The sequence below is a fragment of the Sulfurospirillum sp. 1612 genome (genome assembly GCF_036556685.1).
Taxonomy (GTDB): domain Bacteria; phylum Campylobacterota; class Campylobacteria; order Campylobacterales; family Sulfurospirillaceae; genus JAADIZ01.
In genome coordinates this window covers 537090-558323 of record NZ_CP140614.1, presented here as the reverse complement: position 1 = coordinate 558323, position 21234 = coordinate 537090, and the positions used below count along the sequence as shown (strand labels likewise).

Annotated in this window: 15 protein-coding genes and 1 tRNA gene; 11 read left to right on the top strand and 5 right to left on the bottom strand. The window is 32.6% G+C overall.

Features of this window, described 5'->3' with window-relative positions:
* Window positions 1-183: 183 nt before the first annotated feature.
* The 6 genes from ovoA (at window position 184) to SFB89_RS02785 (ending at window position 11500) form a co-directional block, all read left to right on the top strand.
* Complete coding sequence (gene ovoA / locus SFB89_RS02810; protein WP_331775427.1) at window positions 184-2295, top strand: 5-histidylcysteine sulfoxide synthase; 2112 nt, start codon at window positions 184-186, stop codon at window positions 2293-2295.
* Between the two features lie 690 nt (window positions 2296-2985).
* The gene (locus SFB89_RS02805) at window positions 2986-4449 is read left to right on the top strand and encodes an ATP-binding protein (protein WP_331775426.1); all 1464 of its coding nucleotides are present in this window, start codon (window positions 2986-2988) and stop codon (window positions 4447-4449) included.
* Complete coding sequence (locus SFB89_RS02800) at window positions 4446-7148, top strand: Z1 domain-containing protein (protein WP_331775425.1); 2703 nt, start codon at window positions 4446-4448, stop codon at window positions 7146-7148. The genes SFB89_RS02805 and SFB89_RS02800 overlap by 4 nt, the downstream gene beginning before the upstream one ends.
* On the top strand, window positions 7138-8103 hold the full coding sequence (locus SFB89_RS02795) for a PD-(D/E)XK motif protein (protein ID WP_331775424.1): 966 nt from the start codon (window positions 7138-7140) through the stop codon (window positions 8101-8103). Before SFB89_RS02800 ends, SFB89_RS02795 begins: the two co-directional genes overlap by 11 nt.
* Complete coding sequence (locus SFB89_RS02790; RefSeq protein ID WP_331775423.1) at window positions 8096-10162, top strand: AIPR family protein; 2067 nt, start codon at window positions 8096-8098, stop codon at window positions 10160-10162. Before SFB89_RS02795 ends, SFB89_RS02790 begins: the two co-directional genes overlap by 8 nt.
* Before the next feature lie 78 nt (window positions 10163-10240).
* The gene (locus SFB89_RS02785; protein WP_331775422.1) at window positions 10241-11500 is read left to right on the top strand and encodes a DNA cytosine methyltransferase; all 1260 of its coding nucleotides are present in this window, start codon (window positions 10241-10243) and stop codon (window positions 11498-11500) included.
* A 472-nt stretch (window positions 11501-11972) separates the two neighbouring features.
* Here SFB89_RS02785 and SFB89_RS02780 read toward each other — a convergent pair whose 3' ends face one another.
* The gene (locus SFB89_RS02780) at window positions 11973-13859 is read right to left on the bottom strand and encodes an AMP-dependent synthetase/ligase (protein ID WP_331775421.1); all 1887 of its coding nucleotides are present in this window, start codon (window positions 13857-13859) and stop codon (window positions 11973-11975) included.
* Window positions 13860-14091: 232 nt separating this feature from the next.
* Here SFB89_RS02780 and SFB89_RS02775 point away from each other — a divergent pair, with 232 nt between their 5' ends.
* From SFB89_RS02775 to nosD, 5 genes are all read left to right on the top strand, one after another.
* On the top strand, window positions 14092-14532 hold the full coding sequence (locus SFB89_RS02775; protein ID WP_331775420.1) for a heme-binding domain-containing protein: 441 nt from the start codon (window positions 14092-14094) through the stop codon (window positions 14530-14532).
* A gap of 236 nt (window positions 14533-14768) precedes the next feature.
* Window positions 14769-15320, top strand: coding sequence for a CD3072 family TudS-related putative desulfidase (locus SFB89_RS02770; protein WP_331775419.1), 552 nt, complete (start codon window positions 14769-14771; stop codon window positions 15318-15320).
* Window positions 15317-16042 (top strand): transporter substrate-binding domain-containing protein, encoded by a 726-nt coding sequence (locus SFB89_RS02765; RefSeq protein ID WP_331775418.1) that lies wholly within the window; start codon window positions 15317-15319, stop codon window positions 16040-16042. Before SFB89_RS02770 ends, SFB89_RS02765 begins: the two co-directional genes overlap by 4 nt.
* A 40-nt stretch (window positions 16043-16082) precedes the next feature.
* Complete coding sequence (locus SFB89_RS02760; protein ID WP_331775417.1) at window positions 16083-16715, top strand: amino acid ABC transporter permease; 633 nt, start codon at window positions 16083-16085, stop codon at window positions 16713-16715.
* 55 nt (window positions 16716-16770) lie between these two features.
* Window positions 16771-17997, top strand: coding sequence for a nitrous oxide reductase family maturation protein NosD (gene nosD, locus SFB89_RS02755; protein ID WP_331775416.1), 1227 nt, complete (start codon window positions 16771-16773; stop codon window positions 17995-17997).
* A gap of 49 nt (window positions 17998-18046) precedes the next feature.
* On the opposite strand, the gene SFB89_RS02750 is transcribed toward nosD, so the two are convergent.
* The 4 genes from SFB89_RS02750 to rpsL form a co-directional block, all read right to left on the bottom strand.
* Window positions 18047-18123: transfer RNA gene (locus SFB89_RS02750), tRNA-Arg, on the bottom strand.
* A 74-nt stretch (window positions 18124-18197) separates the two neighbouring features.
* A complete protein-coding gene (gene fusA, locus SFB89_RS02745; RefSeq protein ID WP_331775415.1) occupies window positions 18198-20276 on the bottom strand; it encodes an elongation factor G in 2079 nt (692 codons plus the stop codon).
* 12 nt (window positions 20277-20288) lie between these two features.
* Window positions 20289-20759: a 30S ribosomal protein S7 gene (gene rpsG, locus SFB89_RS02740; protein WP_331775414.1), complete on the bottom strand. Its 471-nt coding sequence runs from the start codon at window positions 20757-20759 to the stop codon at window positions 20289-20291.
* A gap of 74 nt (window positions 20760-20833) precedes the next feature.
* Complete coding sequence (gene rpsL, locus SFB89_RS02735) at window positions 20834-21205, bottom strand: 30S ribosomal protein S12 (protein WP_331775413.1); 372 nt, start codon at window positions 21203-21205, stop codon at window positions 20834-20836.
* Window positions 21206-21234: the final 29 nt, after the last annotated feature.

The window sequence follows — 21234 nt, the reverse complement described above, 5'->3', positions numbered from 1 at the left end:
TGTCATTTAGACTACGATTTTGTGTTCAACTAAAATTCTATTCCAAGATTATATTACTAATTAGTAACAATGTCAAGATATATAAGAATTTTAAATACATAATAAATACAATTGCGGTGCTTGTTTAATAAATTTCGTTATGATTAAAACCATCAAGTCACGAAAGATGTACAAAGGATCATGATGCAAAAAAACTTAATAACAAAAAATATCGCACTAAAATTTGACGATACCTCCGCAAAAAGAGCAGAAATTAGAGAATACTTTTTGAAGACGTATACTCTCTTTGAAAAGCAATTTGAGATCTTTACAGATGATAGCGTCTTTTACGAAAAACCCGAACCCCTCAGGCATCAATTAATCTTTTATTTTGGACACACCGCCACTTTTTTTATGAATAAATTACTCCTTGGCAAACAGATACAAAAACGCATCAATCCTACTTTTGAATCGATTTTTTCCATCGGTGTCGATGAGATGAGTTGGGATGATTTGGACAAGGTAGAATACAATTGGCCGAGTGTTGATGACGTGCGCGTGTATCGAGAAGCGGTCAAGAAAGTTGTGCTTGATTACATCGACTCCGTGAATTTCTCCTCTCCTATCGGATGGGATAGCCCCATGTGGGTCATCTTGATGGGCATCGAACATGAGCGCATCCATATCGAGACTTCTTCAGTGTTGCACCGACAACTCGATAGCGCCAAAGTCAAAGAGCATCCTGATTTTCCAATTTGTGAAGACATCAGCACCCAATATCCCCAAAATGAACTTCTTAGTGTCAAAGGCAAAACAGTAAAACTGGGTAAAGAAAGAGAGCTATTTGATTTTTATGGCTGGGACAATGAATACGGCACTTATAAAGAAGAAGTCGAAGATTTTAAAGCTTCAAAATACTTGGTTAGCAATGGTGAATACCTGGAATTTGTGCGTGATGGCGGGTATGAAAATGATAGCTATTGGAGTGATGAGGGCAAACAATGGAAAGCGTACAAAAATGCGAAATTCCCCACATTTTGGATCAAAGATGGCGAAGATTTTCAATACAAAAGCATCACCAAAGTCCTGCCTTTGCCTCTGAATTGGCCCGTTGATGTGAACTTCCTCGAAGCCGAAGCATTTTGCAATTACAAAAGTCAAAAGCTTAACAAAAACATCACACTCCCCAATGAAGCGATGTATCGATGTCTCGTTGATGCTTGCAAGATCGCAAACGAACCTCAAGTCGATGCCAATCTAAACTTTGAGCATTTTACCTCATCCACTCCGGTTGACAGATTTAAACAGGGAAAATTTTATGATGTTATAGGCAATGTTTGGCAGTGGACAACCACTCCAATCGATGGCTTTGAAGGGTTTCAAGTCCATCCGCTTTATGATGATTTCTCTGTGCCAACATTTGATACCAGACACAATATCATGAAAGGAGGCTCTTGGGCTAGCACGGGCAATGAAGTGCTCACCAACAGCCGCTACGCATTTAGACGACACTTCTTTCAACATGCCGGATTTCGCTATGTACAAAGCAATTACACCAATACTTTTGATAAATTATATTATGAAAAAGATGAAATCATCTCGCAGTATTGTGAGTTTCACTATGGGGATGAGCACTTTGGTGTCAAAAATTTTGCTAAAAAGATTGCCGAGATTGCCGAGAAATATGCCATCAACAAGGGAAGCGTTTTAGATATCGGCTGTAGTGTCGGGCGAACTTCGTTTGAATTGTGCAAAACGTTTGAGCGCGTGACGGGCATCGACTTTAGTGCCAGATTTATCAATGTCGCCCAATCTTTGAAAGAAAACGGATTTTTAAGATATGAGAAGAAAATCGAAGGCGATATCAAAGAACAAAAAGAGATCACGTTAAAGGATTTGGGACTAGATCGAGTTGATTTTAACAAACTGGAATTTTGGCAAGGCGATGCGTGCAATCTCAAACCGCACTTTGAGCATTATGATATGATCGTTGCCATCAACTTGCTTGATCGGTTGTACAACCCAAAACTCTTCTTACAAGATGTCTCAAAAAGACTCAATGATGAGGGGATTTTCATCGTAGCAAGCCCTTTTACTTGGAGTGAGGAGTATGTCAAAAAAGAAAATTGGCTTGGAGGAAAAGTGGAAAATGGCAAAGCGATTTACTCACAAGATAGGCTCAGTGAAATCTTACAAGAACATTTTGAGCCATTAAGCGAGCCTTTTGATGTCGCCTTTGTCATACAAGAACATGTGAGAAAATTCCAACACACACTGAGTAAATTTTCGGTTTGGAAAAAGAAAAAAGGCGCCTAAGTGTAAATTTTATCTGATAATGAGTAAATAACTACTATATGCCTTTGAAAGGCAACTTAGTAACCATTATAAATAATCTAGTTCTTGTCTAGCTTTGAGACAGTTGGAACAAAATTGGAAGAGTTTTATTTTTATCTAAATGAAACTTTGAACCTATTGATAATTAAACGAGACATCTCTGAGTCTTGCATTTGTAGTCGATAGTAATTAAAATTATATCATAGTTGAACAATTTAGTTTGAAATTTAGAGAAAGTTCTAAAACGTACAGTTAGTAAGAATATTAGAGCTGTTGGAAGATGAGAAATTGATGAAAATACATGATGTTGAAGAATAGGTGAAATTTTATAATAAGTTAAGATGCTTTCTTAGATATTAACGTGATTATAGAATATTGGAGAGAGATTTATAGTAGTAAAACAAATAGAGATAGACTTTTTAAGCAATGAATCAAAAGATTCTATACAAAATAGCCACTTGATATAAATAGTGATGTCTGTAAGACTTGAGAAAATGATAATAAATATTTTAAAAACACTCAAGTATTAAATGAAAATACTATTGATAATGAAGTTAATAGATAAATAGAGAGAATCAAAATCTTGTTTACTAAGAGATAATTATATTTATTTCAGTTCTTTGTCAGAGATATTTAAATAATATATTTTAAGTTTATTTTATAAGGAAAAGCTTGCATTCAATTAGACTATTACCTAAAGCATCTTCACTTATTGAGTCTTTGAGAGATATAGGTTATTCATTTGAGAGTGCTATTGCTGATATTATTGATAATAGTATTACAGCTAATGCTAAAAATATCAAAATTTATTTTGACTTTTATGATCAAAAATTGTCAATTGCTATTATTGATGATGGTATTGGTATGAACAAAGATGAATTAATAGAAGCTATGAGACCTGGAAGTCAAAATCCATTAGATGATAGAGATGAAAATGATTTAGGACGATTTGGATTAGGTTTAAAAACTGCTTCATTTTCACAATGTAGAAAACTTACGGTAATCTCTTCAAATTATTCAATAAATGTTGCAGCACAATGGGATTTAGACTATGTTGCAGAAACTGAAGATTGGTCTTTAAAATTGTTAGAAGATGATGAGATAAATAATATTTATAAAATTGAATCATTGAATAAACATGGAACTTTAGTTTTATGGGAAGAAACAGATAGAATTATTGATACTACTGTAACTTCCCTAACTGAAGATATAGTTTATGAAAAGATTAATTTACTTCAAAAACATTTAGAATTAGTTTTTCATAGGTTTTTAAAAGGTAAAGATAAAATAAATATTTATATCAATGATTTACAGCTAAAACCTTTTGATCCTTTTCATATAAATCATCCTGCAACTCAAGAATTATCAGAAGAATCAATACAAATTGATAATAAAAAAATAATAATTAGACCATATATCTTACCTCATTATACAAAAGTATCAGTACATGAGTATGATTATTATGCAGGAGAAGGTGGTTATTTAAAAAATCAAGGCTTTTATGTTTATAGAAACAAAAGATTATTGATTTCAGGTACTTGGTTTAGATTAATTCCACAATCAGAAATGTTTAAGCTAGCACGAATTCAAATTGATTTACCAAATAGTTTAGATTACTTATGGAAAATTGATGTAAAAAAATCTTATGCTTCTCCTCCATCGATAATTAGAGAAAGACTAAAAAAAATTATAGATAAAATTGCTGGTAGTTCCTCAAGAATTTATAAGTCTAGAGGCACAAAAGCTATTTCAACAGATGTTGCTTTTTGGGAACGGATAACAGCCCGAGGGAAAATAAGATATTTAATAAATAAAGAACATCCTTTGATTAAAAATTTTATTAAAGAACTAAGTACTGAACAAAAACATAATTTAAATGAGATATTAGACTTGATATCAAGCTTTTTCCCAAAAGATGTATTATATTCAGATTTAGGGAATAATCCTAAAGAAGTAAATTTAGACAATGGTATTTCAGATTTAGAGTTAGAAGAAAAGGCAATAGTTTTATATGAAAATAATATCTTTAAATTGGAAAATATAGATGTTCTCAATAAAATGGAACCTTTCAATAAATATACAAAAGATTGGAAAGAATTTTTTGATAATAAGCTAGAAGAAGGCAATATTAAATGAATTGTTTTGAAAAAATAAAAAGTCAGCTTAAAACGTTGATTATAAGTAATAAAGAGATACCCACAAAAGAAGAATTAAATTTAAAAATACCATTATTTGAGCAAGTTTTAAATTGCAATTTATCAGATTTAGATAGAGAACAATTGATCAAAGAAATTATATCAGAAAATCAAATTTCTATACCACTAGGAACCGAAGTAATAAAAAAAGGTTGGGAACCTTGGTTACACAAAATTGAAACAAGAAGTAGATACTATGAAGATAGATACAAAGATTATTTACTTTATTATGAAAATTATCCACCAAAAGTAGTTAATAGTATTTTTGAAAAAAATGAAAAAATACTAGATTATCTAGAGAACCCCCATCGAGAAGGTTCTTGGATTAAAAAAGGTCTTGTTATGGGATATGTGCAATCTGGTAAAACTGCAAATTATATTTCATTGATTAACAAAGCTGCTGATGTAGGTTATAAGCTTATAATTTTGATAGCGGGTATTCATAATAATTTGCGAGAACAAACTCAGAAAAGGATTAATGAAGGTTTTATAGGCTTTGATAATCTTGAAAAGGAAATTATCGGGGTAGGTGAAATAAATTGTAAAAGAAGACCTGGAAGTTTGACAAGTACACTAAATGATTTTAAAACTTCAAATCTTCGTTCTCTTGGTATTGATCCAAAAGACTATAAAGAACCAATGATTCTTGTTATTAAAAAAAATTATAGAACACTTGATAATATTTTAAAATGGTTAAGAAGTACAACAACAGAAGAAAGACTATCAGAATATCCATTATTAATTATTGATGATGAAGCAGATAATGCATCTGTTAATACTAAAAAAAATTTAGATGAAGCGACAAAAATTAATAAACAAATTAGAGAAATATTAAAACTTTTTGTAAGAAGATGTTATGTTGGCTATACAGCAACACCATTTGCTAATATATTTATTAACCCTGAAAATGATGATAAAGTTTTAGGCGAAGATTTATTTCCAGAAGATTTCATTATTGCACTTGAGGCTCCATCTAATTATGTAGGGGCTAAAAAAATATTTTTAGATGATAGTTCTAATATTTTAATAGAAATTGATGATAATGAAAAATTTTTACCTGTTAAACATACTAAAGATTTTATTGTTGAATATCTTCCAGAAAGTTTGTATAAAGCTGTTTATTTATTTTTATTATCAGGTGCTATAAAGCGCTTAAGAGGAATCAAAAATAAACATCATTCAATGTTAATTAATGTTTCTTTTCGTATTGATATTCAAGAACAGATAAAAAATATTCTTTATGAAGATGTTCAATCCATGCTACGTTTTATAAAATATAATCATAACAAAACTCTAAAAGAAATCCTAAAAAATGACATACTTTCCTCAATGTATCGCTTATGGGAAGGTGAGTATTCAAATTTAGATAAATTTGATTTTCAAGAAGTTCTTAAAGAAATAGTAAATTATGAACAATTAACTAAAGTATTAGTAATTAATAGTAGAAATGAACCTTTAAGATATAGTGATTATGATGACACAGGATTAAATGTTATTGCTATAGGTGGGTATTCTCTTTCAAGGGGTTTTACATTAGAAGGTTTAACTATAAGTTATTTTTTAAGAAATACTCAGATGTATGATACATTATTACAAATGGGAAGATGGTTTGGATACAGAGATAAATACGAGGATTTATGTAAAGTATTTATGAGAGCAGAAGCAATTGATTGGTATGGATATATTGCAGAGGTAGTTGAAGAATTAAAAGAAGAACTAAAAATTATGGAATATTATAGGCGTAGTCCTCGTGATTATGGATTAAAAATCAAAGATCATCCTGCATCTTTGATTGTAACAGCTAGAAACAAAATGCACAATGCTAGAGATGCAATTGTTGAAGTTTGTTATTCAAATAAGCTTATTGAAACTAGGGTGTTAAGCAGTAATCTGACTGTAATTGAAAGTAATCTTGAATCTTTTGATAATTTTATTCTAATTCTTGGAGAAGATAAAATACCTAATTCCAATAATTATTTATGGAATGATGTTTCTGTAGATTATGTGATCAACTTTTTAAATAATTTTAAAAATCATCCTTTAAATCAAAGCACAGATACAGAAGCTTTAGTTAATTATATTGAAAAAGGAAAAACTGAAGAATTAAAAATATGGGATGTTTCTTTAATAAATATATCAAACAATAAAAATTATACATTTAAAAATGGTTTTAAGACGGGAAAGATTAGAAGGAATGCACCTCAAGAAGATGATGTATTAGTTATTAGTGGTAAAAATCATAGAGTAGGACAACCAAGCGATGAAAAAATAGGTTTAACTCCTGACGATATTCAAAAAGCCACTGAATTTGCAATAAGCCTTAAAAAAGACAAACTAAAAGGAGATGGTTTATCTGATGAAGAAATAGAAGAACATTTAATTAAAGTAAAACCTATTGGTAATCATTACAGAGAATTTAGAAAAAAACCATTATTAATTTTATATATCATTGAAGTTAAAGATTCAGAAAAATTTAAAAATGTTCCTGCTTATGCTATAAGTTTTCCAAAAATTTCTAATGGAGATTCTTGTGATGGTAACAGAAAAGGTTTATATAAAGTAAATCAAAAATGGTGGGAGGAATATATTAAACCTTATTGGGATGAATTTGAAGAAATTGAGGAAGAAAATGACAAATAACCCTTGGAAAAAAATTAAAAATTCAGGGAAAAAAAGTAATATTAATGGTATTTTAGCTGATAAAAATAATATCTTAGAATTCTATTGGGCCAAAGATATTAATGGCAGTTTATTGTTTGTAATGAAAACTAATTCAAAACTTACAATTAATAAGCTTCCTAAATTAAATGGAATATCTTTAAAAATTGGGACATACAATAATATTGAACAATTGATATTTACACTTTCATCAAGTGAAGATAAAGATATCTTTTATACACTATGTAAAGATCTTATAAAATCTTCTAAAAATAGCACTAATGAAGAGATAGCAGTTAAAATAATTTTTAGACGATTAGAAAAATGGCAATATTTTTTAAAAAATTCAAAAAAAATCATAGACAAAAGACAATTAAAAGGTTTAGTTGGAGAACTTATCTTTATAAAAGAACATTTACTGCATAGGTATAGTATTGATGAATCATTAAATTTTTGGAAAGCTCCTTTAAAATCGGTTCAAGATTTTGAATTTAATAATTTAGCAGTTGAGGTTAAAACTAAAGGTTCTGTTAATAGTATTACTATTTCTTCTTTTGAACAATTGTATAGTGAATACAAGAATTTATTACTATACGTGGTTACATTAAATGAAAGTACAGATAAAGAAGATAAATCTTTTAATATTTTTGACCTTATTAATGATATTAAAAACATTATAAAAAAGAAAAATAGTTTACTTGAAGAAAAATTTAATAGTCTTTTAATGGATTATGGTTTTTTGGATATTGAGGAATACTCCGAATATTATTTCTTATTCATTAAAGATGAGTTTTATAATGTTAGAGATAATTTTCCTAAAATAAAAAATATTCCTTATGGAGTAGAAAAACTAACTTACAAAATAAATTTAGATACTTGCAAAGAATTTTTGGTTGAAGATATTCCTATCATTTTTAATGGAGATAAATATGAATGAATTAGAAGAATTTTATGATGATTTTATGCAACAAGTTTACACATCTGCTGATGTTGGAGAAGACTTTAAAGAAAGCCAATTCTTTGATAAAGCTTTAGAATATATAATAGATGAAGGTAGTGTAGAAGATTATACGTATTTACCCTTTAAAAAAATTGGAATGAAAATAGATGGATTTGAGTTTATTGAAGATAGAGAGATTTTAAATTTATTTATTTGTGATTTTGAGGATGATTGTGAGCTAAAATCATTGAGGAACTCAGATATTGAGTTAAATATCAAAAGATTAATTAAATTTTTCAATCAATCAATAGAAAAAAAACTATATGAAGATTTAGAAGAAACATCTCCTGGTTATGCAATATCTTATTTTTTATATCAAAATCAAAATAGATTTAAAACTATAAATATCATTTATATAAGTAATAAATTATTAAGTAAAAGTGTTAAACAATTACCTAAGGAACAAATAAAAGACTATAAAGTTTTATATGATATTTGGGAAATGAAAAGATTTTTCGATATTGATACTTCAAAAAATAAGAATGAAACACTGATTATAAATTTTGAAGAAGATTTCAATAGCTTAATACCATCATTACCTGCACATATTTCTTCTTCACCTTATCGTTCATATTTGTGTGTTATCAATGGAAAAGTTTTGGCAAGCCTTTACGAAAAATATGGTGCTAAATTATTAGAATCAAATGTTAGAAGTTTTTTACAATTCCGAGCTAAAATAAACAAAGGTATTAGAAAAACTATTAATGATAATCCAAGTATGTTTTTTGCTTACAATAATGGATTAACAGCAACTGCTGAAGATATTAAACTTACCGATAAGAATGAAATTAAATCTCTAAAAAATTTTCAAATAGTTAATGGTGGACAAACTACAGCTTCATTATTTAATACTATGAAGATGGATAAAGTTGACTTATCTGACATATTTGTACAAATGAAGTTAACAATAATCGATGATGAAAATGTCAATGAGGTTGTCCCCAATATTTCAAGATTTGCAAATACTCAAAATAAAGTAAGTGATGCTGATTTTTTCTCAAATGATATTTATCATATTCGAATGGAGGAAAAATCAAGAAGAATTTGGGCACCAGCACAAGAAGGACAACTAAATAAAACTAAATGGTTTTATGAAAGAGCTAGAGGTCAATATCTTGAATTACAATCTAAATTAACAGATGCAAAAAAAAGAGAATTTAAGGAAATTAATCCAAAAAATCAATTATTCTCTAAAACTGATTTAGCTAAATATTTAATGGTTTGGGAAGAAAAACCTCATATAGTAAGTCAAGGTGCTCAAAAAAATTTCCTAGCTTTTGGTAATATTATTGTTCCAATGTGGAATAAAAATGATAAAGAGTTTAATGATCTCTATTATATGCATGCAATAGCAAAAATTATAATTTTTAAAACATGTGATAAAATTGTATTTAAAGAACCATGGTATGGCGGGTATAAAGCAAATATTGTAGCATACACATTATCGACAATTTCATATTTACTTTCAAAAGAGAAGTTAAGCATTGATTATTCTAATATATGGAAAAATCAAAGAATTGATCAATATTTTGAGGATGAAATCAAGAATATAAGCAAATATATAAATACTTATATTTCAAAAACACCTGAAAATTTTACAAATATATCTGAATGGTGTAAAAAAGAATTGTGTTGGACTAAATTAAAAGATATTATTAATAATACTGATGATTTGATTCTATCGAAAGAATTTAAAGAAAATATGATTTCTCAACAACAATTAAATTATGAGAATAAAGAAGCTAAAAAAGAACAAAAGATAGATAATGAATTACACTTACTAAAAAAATTATTTCATATTTCTACAGATAATTGGAATGAAATAATTAATTGGGGAAATGAAAAAAGAATGTTAATTGAAACAGAAATAAAATTACTTCAAAAAATTAGAGATGTAAATATAACTGGTAAAATACCCACAGATAAGGAACAAAAAAGAATAATACAAATAATAAATAAACTTGTAGATGAAGGAATGTCTTCTATTGATTTTTAATAATCTATTAAATACAGGTCTTATTAAGAGAGCCCCTGTTATAATTCAAAAAAAATATTCATTTAAAAATGGAGAATTATGGTAGTTTTAGATTTGTTTTCTGGTGCAGGTGGTTTGTCAGAAGGTTTTTTTAGACAAGGTGCTACATTTGTTGGACACGTAGAAGTAGATAACTATGCATGCCAAACGTTAAAAACAAGAAAAGCATATTGGAAATTAAGAAAGCAAAATAAACTTGATATTTATTATGATTATTTATTAAATAAAATATCAAACACTGAATTATTGAGATTAGCTAATATCGACGAGGAACATGAAATTATAAATAAAGCAATTTCAGAAGATACAATGAATGATATATATAAAAATATATCAATTAATATTAAAAGAAATAAAGTAAAAAAGATTGATGTTATAATTGGTGGACCTCCTTGTCAAGCGTATTCTATTGTTGGAAGAGCAAGAATGAAAGAGTCAGTAAAAAATGATCATAGAAATTTTTTATATAAATTTTATGTACAGTTTTTAGAAAAATATAAACCAAAAATATTTGTTTTTGAAAATGTTCCTGGACTCAAAACGGCAGGCAATGGTGAATATTATAGACATTTACAAATTGCTTTAGAAAATGCTGGTTATCATCTTGAAGAACAAGAAATGGTAGCTAGTGATTATGGTGTTTTACAAACTAGAAAAAGAATTATAATTGTTGGAATAAGAAAGAGAAAAAATCAAAAGAATTTTCCAAAAGTTATTTTTAGTAAAATCATTTTAGATAAAGATATCACCGTAAATGATGTATTAAGGGATTTGCCTTTCACTCTTCCTGGTAATAAAATTGAAGGCGAAAATCTCTATGTAGAGAATACAAATAAATATTTGGAATTAAGTCATATAAGGGAAAAGGATTTTAATATTTTAACTCAACATGAAACAAGACCTCATAATGATAGAGACAGAGAGATATATCAAGAAGCAATTATTGCATGGGATGAGAGAAAAGAAAGACTTTGCTATAGTGAATTATCAAGAAGAAGACCTGATTTGTGCACTCATAAAAATAAAACTACTTTTACAAATAGATTTAATGTAATTAAATCAGATCAAAAAGCTTCGCATACTATTTTAGCTCATATGGCTATGGATGGACATTATTACATTCATCCAGATATTAAACAATTAAGGTCGTTATCTATAAGAGAAGCTGCAAGGTTACAAAGTTTTCCAGATGACTTTTATTTTGAAGGGCCACGTACATCTATATTTAGACAAATTGGTAATGCTGTACCACCTAAAATGGCGGAGCAAATTGCAAAAAAAATTACTGATTTACTATAGAGCTTCAATTAGCTCTATATATTAAATATCATAATTAAAACACAAAGGTTAACAATGCCAAATATAACAATGTGCTCGGATTACACTGAATATGACATAAAATACTGAGCAGTCTCTTCTAAATTTCTAGGTTTTGAAACGCCAAACATTCATACTAATTTTGTATATTTTACAAAGTGTTCAAAAAGAAAAAACTACAAAGTCCAACAAACCTTAAGAGATTATGAAAAAAAATAAACTTTCAATTATATATTTGAAGTTTCATTCAATATCGGTCCTATTCTAAGCAATTAAATCCACGCCTACAAAGCCTTTTTCACAAATGGCACGCTCTCGGTCTCATAGTTTATCTCTTAACTTTTTTACGACACTAACCACTCTTGGTTCAGTTTTAAAACAATTTAAAAACAGATATTTAAAAGCCCCTATATTAAGGCTTTTAAGCTATAGGGAGTGTGATTGTAAGCACGTTTTAATGCAAAAATTTATCGATGATTCCTTTGTATTTTTGCTCTATGATATGGCGTTTTTTCTTTAAAGTATTGGTTAATTCTTCGCCCACTTTAAACTCTTCGCTCAAAAAATGAATATTTTGAAGCTTTTCAAAAGGCTTAAATCCCGTTTTACGATTCAACTGTTTGTTCATATCATTTTTAATCTTGCTCACGATACTCTTATCTTCTAGTACATGTTCCATATTTTGAACCACTTTATTAAAATGCTTGAAGATGTACTCTTTCAACTCTTCAAAATCTGGGACCACCAACATACCCAAACCTTTTTTATCTTGCCCCACAAGTACGGTATCGGTTATAAAAGGGAGCTTGGATATCATCGATTCAATTCTGCTTGGATCAACATTTTCACCACTTGCAAGCACGATAATCTCTTTGGAGCGTCCGGTGATGACAAGCTCATTTTTCAGAGTGACTTTGCCCAAATCCCCACTTTTAAAGTACCCATCTTTGGTAAATGATTTTTTATTTTCTTCTTCATTTTTATAATACCCAGGAGTGACTTGTTCCCCTTTGATGATAATCTCTCCAACGCTCCCGCGAGGTAGCTCACTGCCATCTTCGCCGATGATTTTTAACTCAGTTCCCTTGATGGGTGTCCCCAAAGTAGAAAAAGTATTACAATTGAGCGCTCTACCTGTGATGGCTGGAGCACATTCTGTCATCCCATAAGCATTGACGATTCTGATGCCAATGGCATCAATCCAATTGTCTAAGAAATCCGGAAGCGTTCCTCCCCCACTGATAGCGAGTCGGAGTCTCCCTCCAAATTTTTCCTGAACAGCTTTGAGTTTATCTTTTGCAAAACGATTCAAAGGATAGAGCAAGCCAAGCTTGATGGCACTTAGGATTTTTTTACCATATCGCAACAGCCAATTTTGTTTTGAAAAGATGGGTAATTCATCTTTGAGTACACGAAGATTGTAATTGTAAGCAGAAGATATGTTTACTAATTTATTGAATATTTTTGCTTTTTTAGGATTCTCTTTTTTGAGTTTGGTGTTGATTTTGGTGTACATTGATTCCCAAAGTCTCGGTACGGTTGCAACCAAAGTCGGCTTGAATTCTATCAAATCATCCGCAAATGTTTTGATGCTTGAATACACAACACAACATCCTTTTGAGACCGCTAGATACTCAGCCGCTCGCTCAAATATATGCCAAGAAGGCAAAATACTCACCCATAAATCCTCACGTGTCAAACCGATAAGATAGGGTAATTCTCGCACATTGTACATGATATTTTTATGCGTCAAGATGACACCTTTTGGAGTCCCTGTAGTGCCTGATGTGTAAATCAGCGTAAAGATATCATCTTCATTTAAGTTGTTTTTACGCTCATAAAATTGTTCGATATCTTTTTTAAAAATGATTTTTTCTTTTAGCATATCTTGATAGGAGTACCGATTGTCAAAAATCGTATGTATTTTTTCAGCTTCTAAGATAAAAATCGCTTTTAACGACAATTTTTTTATCATCGCCTCATGCATCTCGTACAATTTTTCTGTTTCCAAAATCAAAAATTCACACTCGCTGTGATTCATGATAAATTCTAACTCTTGCGTAGGGGTATCACTACCTCTTGGTATGCTAATAGCACCAAGGGAGATAAGCGCTAAGTCTGTTACCATCCATTCATATCTATTATCACACACGAACATCACTTTTGAGTTTTTCGTGATTTTTTTAGATTTTAATTCTCGTGAGAGTATCACAACATCATCAAAAAGTTTTGCATAACTGACTTCAAATTTTTGATTTTTGATTTTATATATAAATGCTATTTGTTCTTTATTTTTTTCACATGTATCTAAGAACATATGAAATAGCGTATTGTTTTGCATGTTTCCATAATCCCTGATATAAATCTTACTGTCTTAAAGGACAGTATACCTCATTATTATTTTCGTTCTTCTTTTATACTCATGTCATGCTGATGAGACGTGGTGTGTCTTATCATGATATTGTATTAAAGCTTACACATTATTAATAACAATAGGATATCTGTTTTATTAATATTTAATCTTTAAGGATATAATCTTCACCTTAATTTTTAGAAAAAAGGATGGAATATAGATGAAATACGCTATTTTTATTGTGCTTGGAATCTTACTGGTTATACAGGTTATCAGACCGGATTTTACAAATCCCAAAGTCAATCCACAAGAAGAACTCCACGCGAGTGTGCCAGTCATGAAGGTTTTAAAAAGTTCATGTTATGATTGTCACTCCAATGAGACAAAATACCCATGGTATAGTAACATCGCACCAGTATCTTGGTTCATGGCCGATCATATCAACAGAGGGCGTAAAGCACTAAATTTCTCCAATTGGGCCATGATAGATCCAAAAGTAAAACTCTCAAGACTCAAACGGGTCAACCATCTCATCAAACGCGATTTGATGCCGATTAGTAATTACACATGGATGCATAAAAATGCCATACTCAAGCCAAAACAAAAAAAGCTGCTTGAAGAATTTTTTGATAAACAAATACAAAAATTAAAAAAATCATAAATCTACGTGACCGATTTATATCGGTCATGATACAATAGTCTCTTTACTGCTCCACACTATTTTTGCATCTACCCTAGTATTTCAAGCGATATTTTGGGGTATTTGCTTAAAGTATGACTTAAGAAAAAACTGAATATAATGCCGACAATCTTTAAAGCACATTCCCAAGATTTGGGACGACAAGACTGCTTCTAGCATGAGTCACTCCGCTTAATAACTCAATCCAAAGGCACAACGTGCAACGCAATAAAAAAATAATACTCTTAAGTCACTGCATTCTCAATGCAAACTCTAAAATCGAGGGTATTGCTCTGTATCAAGGAGCCATTCAAGAGTTGGTGGTACCTCTTATCTCGCGAGGTTATGGGCTGGTGCAACTTCCCTGCCCTGAACTGCTCGCACAAGGTTTGACGCGCTGGGGACAGGTAAAAGAGCAATACAACACCCCTTATTATCGCAAACATTGTCGTGCCCTCTTAGAGCCCATCATCGATCAATTGCTTGATTATCACGCTAACGGTTATGAGCTTAGCGGCTGTATCGGCGTGGATGGTAGTCCAAACTGTGGCGTCAATCTCACCTGTAGCGCTGCTTGGGGAGGCGAATTGAGTAATAATCCACAACTTCCCAAGATTATGGGAACACTCAAAGAGAGCCCTGAGGCGGGTGTTTTTATTGAAATTTTTCAAGAATTATTAGCGCAAAATAATCTCAAATTAAACTTTTATGCGATTGATGAAGCAAATCCATCAATCAGTGTAGAGGGTATTTTAAAGGAACTATTATGAAAAAATTATTACTCCTGGCCATGTTGGCTTTTGGATTGTTGGCCCATGCGGCCCAAGATACGATTAATGTAGGATTATGTGCGGCTTATCCGCCCTTTGAATCACGCGATGCAAAAAATGGAAAAATCGTCGGTTTTGATATTGACTTAGCCAATGCAATCGGTCAAATCATCGGTAAAAAAATCGTCATTCATGATGCAGAGTGGCAAGCATTACTAGGGGGTTTAAAAACCAATAAATTCGACGTCATCATCAGTGCGATGGCACGACAAGAAGCAGGTAAAAACAATGTCAATCTCTCTAATACTTACTATTTGCTCAATGATGTCATTGTCGTCAACAAAAACAATGACACCATCAAATCGAAAAAAGATTTGGTAGGCAAACGTGTTGGAGTACAACTAGGAAGTGGGAGTGAGCAAATCGTCGATAAACTCAAAGGTCTCAAACAAGTAGCACGATACAACTATAATCCCGAAGCATTTTTGGATTTAAAAAATGGCCGAATTGATGCCGTTGTTGTCGGATATACTTATGCCATCAATCAAAAAGATTTTAAAACACAATACAAAATCATCGATAAATTGGCTCCTGCTGAGTTGGTTGTCGTCATGAAAAAAGGACAAGATGAACTGACACAACAAATCAATCATGCCTTGGATGTGCTCAAGAAAAATGGCACTTATGATGCATTGATCCAAAAATGGTTGGCTGTAAAATAATTTGAATTTCAGTATCATATGGGATAACATCGGCTTCCTCTTGGAGGCCTCATGGCTCACGGTTTATCTCTCATTCATCTCGTTTGTGTTGGCTTTATGTATCGGGATTGTGATGGGGACAGCGCGAAGCTATAAAATCCCATGGATTCTTGACAAGATTTTTGTCGTTTATATTGAAATCTTCCGGGGTACACCATTGTTGATTCAACTCTTTTTTATCTATTATGGTTTGCCCCAAATTCATATTACGATGTCCAGTCATGAGGCGGCGATTTTAGGACTATCACTCAATTACGCCGCTTATATATCAGAAATTGTACGCTCGGGCATGGAATCGATTGATAAAGGGCAGCACGAAGCAGCTAAATCCCTGGGGATGAATACCCTCACCGCTTTGATACACATTCTCTACCCTCAAGCCTTGCGACTGGTTTTGGTGCCGCTGACGAATTCTTATGCGGCCATACTCAAAGACAGCTCCCTGGTCTCAGTACTCTCCATCACAGAGCTCACACGAGCGGGACAACTCATCTATGTGAGAACCTATGAGCCGTTTGAAATCTATCTGACTTTAGGTGTCTTTTATTTTATCATGACCTATACGATTGCGTTTGTATCCAAACACTTAGAGCGCAGAATGCAATACAAAATTAACGGCAATACCAAAAACTAAATCTTCAAGATATGCTACAATAGCAAAAAATAAACAACAGAAAGATTGTAGTTTTATGAAAAAAATTCTCTTTTTTATCACTCTTTTTTGCACATTGTCCCTCTTTGCAGATCAAAGCATCAATCACATCATCGCTCATGCCCAAGCAGGATCAAAGATAACGCTCCCAAAAGGAGTCTTTAGAGGTCCTATTGTGATTGATAAGCCACTGATATTAGAAGGCTCAGGCAAAGAGAGCATCATCCAAGGCGATGGCAACGGCACGGTCATCATGATAAAAAGCTCTTATGTCACGATACAAAATCTCAGCATCACAAACAGCGGCCATCAAAGACATCGCCTTGATAGTGGGATAAAAGTCGATCAAGCTCACCATGTGACGATTGAAAACTGCCATATTTACAAAACCCTCTTTGGCATCATCCTCTTTGATACCTCACATTCTAAAATCATCAACAATACTATAAAATCATACCAAGACAGCGTCATTGATAATCGAGGCGATGGGATAAGGTTGTGGAATTCACACAACAATCTCATAGCCAAAAACCATCTCATAGGAAGCAGAGATTTGTCTTTGAATCGGTCGAACCACAATAAAATCAATCACAACACTTTGGAATATGGTCGATTTAGTATCCTCATCAATATGAGTCATGATGTCTCCATCAACGCCAATAACATCTACTCAAATTATGCAGGAGTGCGCTGTGTGGGAAGTAAAAATATTGATATTACAAACAATCAAATCGTCAAAACTCACCTCACAACCGGTACGGGTATCATGCTCGAAGGGGGCAAAAATATACATGTCACGCACAATGTATTGACTGGACATTCTCAGGCATTTTTTATCAATGCCAGCAGTGCAGAAATCGGGATGCAACGATATATAAAATATAACAAAATCATCAATAACAATGTCGCGTTTCATTTTTATAATGCCATCAAAAATAACACTATCAAATATAATAATGTCATCGGCAATCTTGAAGATGTCGTCAAAGACATAAGAGGTGGGCAGTATTATCACAATGACATCGAGATGAATTATTGGGATCGATATGTTGGATTTGATAAAGATAAAGATGGAATCAGCGATATTCCCTATCAAGTGCTCATCTATGCAGACCAACTGTGGCAGTTTGAGCAACATCTCAAATTTTTTTATGCTACCCCTTTACTGAGTGTTATCGACCTTCTAGAGCGCCTTGCCCCCTTTAGCCAGCCGGTACTTCTCATAGAAGATACCAAACCCAAAACCAAACCGGTGAGATTATAAAAACAGCGATAATTTAAAGTATTATTAAAAGGAAGGAAATTAATTGTGATGGTGACCCGGATGCGATTTGAACGCATGACCTCTCGATTAGGAATCGAGTGCTCTATCCAGCTGAGCTACCGGGTCACATCTGGTATATGGAGAAAAAAAAAGCTAGGTCACCTCAGTGATGAGGTGCCTAGCTTTTTATATTTTTAAATTTACGCGTTTCGTTTTTTGATAATTTCTTCTGCAACATTTCTTGGAACTTCTTCATAATGATCAAATTCCATAGAGTAAGAAGCACGTCCTTGAGTTTGTGATCTCAAGTCAGTTGAGTATCCGAACATTTCAGAGAGTGGGCAGAATGCATTGACAATTTTATGTCCTGCACGATCGTCCATAGAGTTGATTTGTCCTCTTCTTCTATTGAGATCACCGATAACATCCCCCATGAAATCTTCTGGAGTTTCCACTTCAACTTTCATCATAGGTTCTAGTATAATCGCATCAGCTTTTCTAGCACCTTCTTTGAAACCCATTGACGCAGCCAATTTAAATGCCATTTCAGATGAATCCACATCATGATAACTACCATCATAAAGTGTTACTTTAACATCTTCTACAGGATAACCTGCAAGAACACCGCCTTGCATTGCTTCTTTGAGCCCTTTATCAACAGCTGGAATAAACTCTTTTGGAATTGATCCCCCTTTGATATCGTTCACAAATTCATAACCTTCGCCTGGTTTTCTAGGCTCAAGTCTAAGATAAACGTGACCATATTGTCCACGACCACCTGACTGTTTTGCGTATTTGTACTCTTGTTCCACTGTTTTCTTGATAGTTTCACGGTACGCCACTTGTGGTTGACCAACTTCCGCATCAACTTTAAATTCTCTAAGCATTCTATCAACAAGGATTTCAAGGTGCAATTCACCCATACCTGAGATGATAGTTTGTCCGCTTTCTTCATCAGATTCAACTCTAAAGCTTGGATCTTCTTGTGCAAGTTTTTGCAAAGCAATACCCATTTTTTCTTGATCCGCTTTTGTTTTTGGTTCAACCGCAACAGAGATAACAGGATCTGGGAAATCCATTCGCTCTAAGATTACGTGATCTTTTTCGCCAGCTAGAGTATCACCCGTTAGGGTATCTTTCAATCCTACAACCGCGCCGATTTCACCAGCATACAATTCTTTGATTTCTTCTCGTTTGTTAGAATGCATCTTAAGAAGTCTACCGACTCTTTCTTTTTTATCTTTTGTTGTGTTATACGCATAAGAGCCGCTTTCCATTTTACCGCGATACACTCTTACAAATGTCAATTGACCCACAAATGGATCGGTCATAATTTTAAATGCCAATGCAGCAAAGTCACCATCATCTGTTGACTCAACTATAGTTTCAGTACCATCTTCATATTCACCACGGATTGCCGCAACTTCAGTTGGAGCTGGCATGTAATCAACAACAGCATCAAGAAGAGGTTGTACCCCTTTGTTTTTAAAGGCAGTACCACAAAGCATCGGAACAATTTTAAGGTCCAAACATCCTTGTTTAATACCACGTTTGATTTCTTCTTCAGTTAATTCTTCACCACCAAGATATTTTTCCAAAAGTTCATCATCAGTTTCAGAAACTGCTTCGACGAGTTTTTCTCTATAACTTTGTGCTTTTTCAAGAAGATCAGCCGGAATTTCTTCTACTTCATAGTGAGATCCCATTGCTGCTTCGTCTTCCCATACCAATGCTTTCATTTGGACGAGATCAATCACCCCTTTGAAATTTTCTTCAGCACCGATAGGAATTTGAATGGCCACTGGATTTGCTTTTAATCTCTCTTTGATTTGACGTTCGACTTCATAAAAATCTGCACCCGTTCGGTCCATTTTATTTACAAAAACCATTCTTGGAACTTTATATCGATTCGCTTGTCTCCAAACGGTTTCACTTTGTGGTTGAACACCACCAACGGCACAAAATACTGCCACAGCACCATCAAGAACACGCATACTTCGTTCCACTTCAATAGTAAAGTCAACGTGGCCCGGAGTGTCTATGATATTAATTTGGTGGTTATTCCAAAAACATGTTGTAGCCGCAGAAGTAATGGTAATACCTCTTTCTTTTTCTTGTTCCATCCAGTCCATAGTAGCAGCGCCATCATGAACTTCTCCAATTTTGTGTGAAATACCGGTATAAAAAAGAATTCTTTCTGTTGTTGTTGTTTTTCCGGCATCAATATGTGCAGCAATTCCAATGTTTCTGACCATTTCAATAGGGTTTTTTCTTGCCATAATGTTTCCTTCCTACCAGCGGTAGTGAGCAAAAGCTTTATTTGCTTCAGCCATTTTATATGTATCTTCTTTTTTCTTAAATGTAGCACCTCTGCTGTTAGCAGCATCAAGCAATTCATTTGCTAGTCTTTCGACCATAGTTCTTTCGCTTCTTTTTCTAGCATATGAAACAAGCCATCTTAGTGCCAACGCTTGTTGTCGTACTGGTCTTACTTCTACCGGAACTTGGTAGGTTGCGCCACCAACTCTTCTACTTTTAACTTCCATAATCGGTTTTACATTTTCGATAGCAGCATTAAATACTTCAATCCCTTTCATCTCACCGCTTCTTTTTTCGGCAAGTTCAAGAGCGCCATAAAAAACTTTGGCTGCGATACTTTTTTTACCATCGTACATTAAACTATTGATAAATTTTGTGATTATTTTACTGTTGTATATTGGATCTGGGAGTATTTCCCTAACTTGGGCTTTTCTTCTTCTCATTTTATGTTTCCTTCAAATTTTAAATTTTACTCAAATATTGTCAAATCGAAACGGACAATACCTGTGGATTAAATTTATTTAGGTTTTTTAGTACCGTATTTACTTCTTGCTACCGTTCGGTTTGCAACACCTGCTGTATCGAGTGCACCACGGACGACATGATACTTAACACCCGGTAAATCCTTGACTCTACCGCCACGTACTAGAACAATAGAGTGCTCTTGCAAGTTGTGGCCTTCACCACCGATATAACTAATAACTTCAAATCCACTTGTCAACCGAACTTTTGCAACTTTTCTCAAAGCTGAGTTTGGTTTTTTTGGAGTTGTAGTATAAACTCTCGTACAAACGCCTCTTCTTTGAGGGCATCCGACTAACGCAGGTGATTTTGATTTTTTAATCACCTTTTTTCTTTCTTTTCTTACCAATTGGTTAATTGTTGGCACATTCTTTCCTTTACTATTTTTACAAAAAT

Excerpts from the sequence above, each read along its gene's own strand:
- SFB89_RS02780 (WP_331775421.1), bottom strand. The coding sequence starts at position 13,859 with ATGCAAAACAATACGCTATTTCATATGTTCTTAGATACATGTGAAAAA.
- SFB89_RS02765 (WP_331775418.1), top strand. The coding sequence starts at position 15,317 with ATGAAAAAATTATTACTCCTGGCCATGTTGGCTTTTGGATTGTTGGCC.
- ovoA (WP_331775427.1), top strand. The coding sequence starts at position 184 with ATGCAAAAAAACTTAATAACAAAAAATATCGCACTAAAATTTGACGAT.
- nosD (WP_331775416.1), top strand. The coding sequence starts at position 16,771 with ATGAAAAAAATTCTCTTTTTTATCACTCTTTTTTGCACATTGTCCCTC.
- SFB89_RS02785 (WP_331775422.1), top strand. The coding sequence starts at position 10,241 with ATGGTAGTTTTAGATTTGTTTTCTGGTGCAGGTGGTTTGTCAGAAGGT.
- fusA (WP_331775415.1), bottom strand. The coding sequence starts at position 20,276 with ATGGCAAGAAAAAACCCTATTGAAATGGTCAGAAACATTGGAATTGCT.
- SFB89_RS02775 (WP_331775420.1), top strand. The coding sequence starts at position 14,092 with ATGAAATACGCTATTTTTATTGTGCTTGGAATCTTACTGGTTATACAG.
- SFB89_RS02795 (WP_331775424.1), top strand. The coding sequence starts at position 7,138 with ATGACAAATAACCCTTGGAAAAAAATTAAAAATTCAGGGAAAAAAAGT.
- SFB89_RS02800 (WP_331775425.1), top strand. The coding sequence starts at position 4,446 with ATGAATTGTTTTGAAAAAATAAAAAGTCAGCTTAAAACGTTGATTATA.
- rpsG (WP_331775414.1), bottom strand. The coding sequence starts at position 20,759 with ATGAGAAGAAGAAAAGCCCAAGTTAGGGAAATACTCCCAGATCCAATA.
- SFB89_RS02790 (WP_331775423.1), top strand. The coding sequence starts at position 8,096 with ATGAATGAATTAGAAGAATTTTATGATGATTTTATGCAACAAGTTTAC.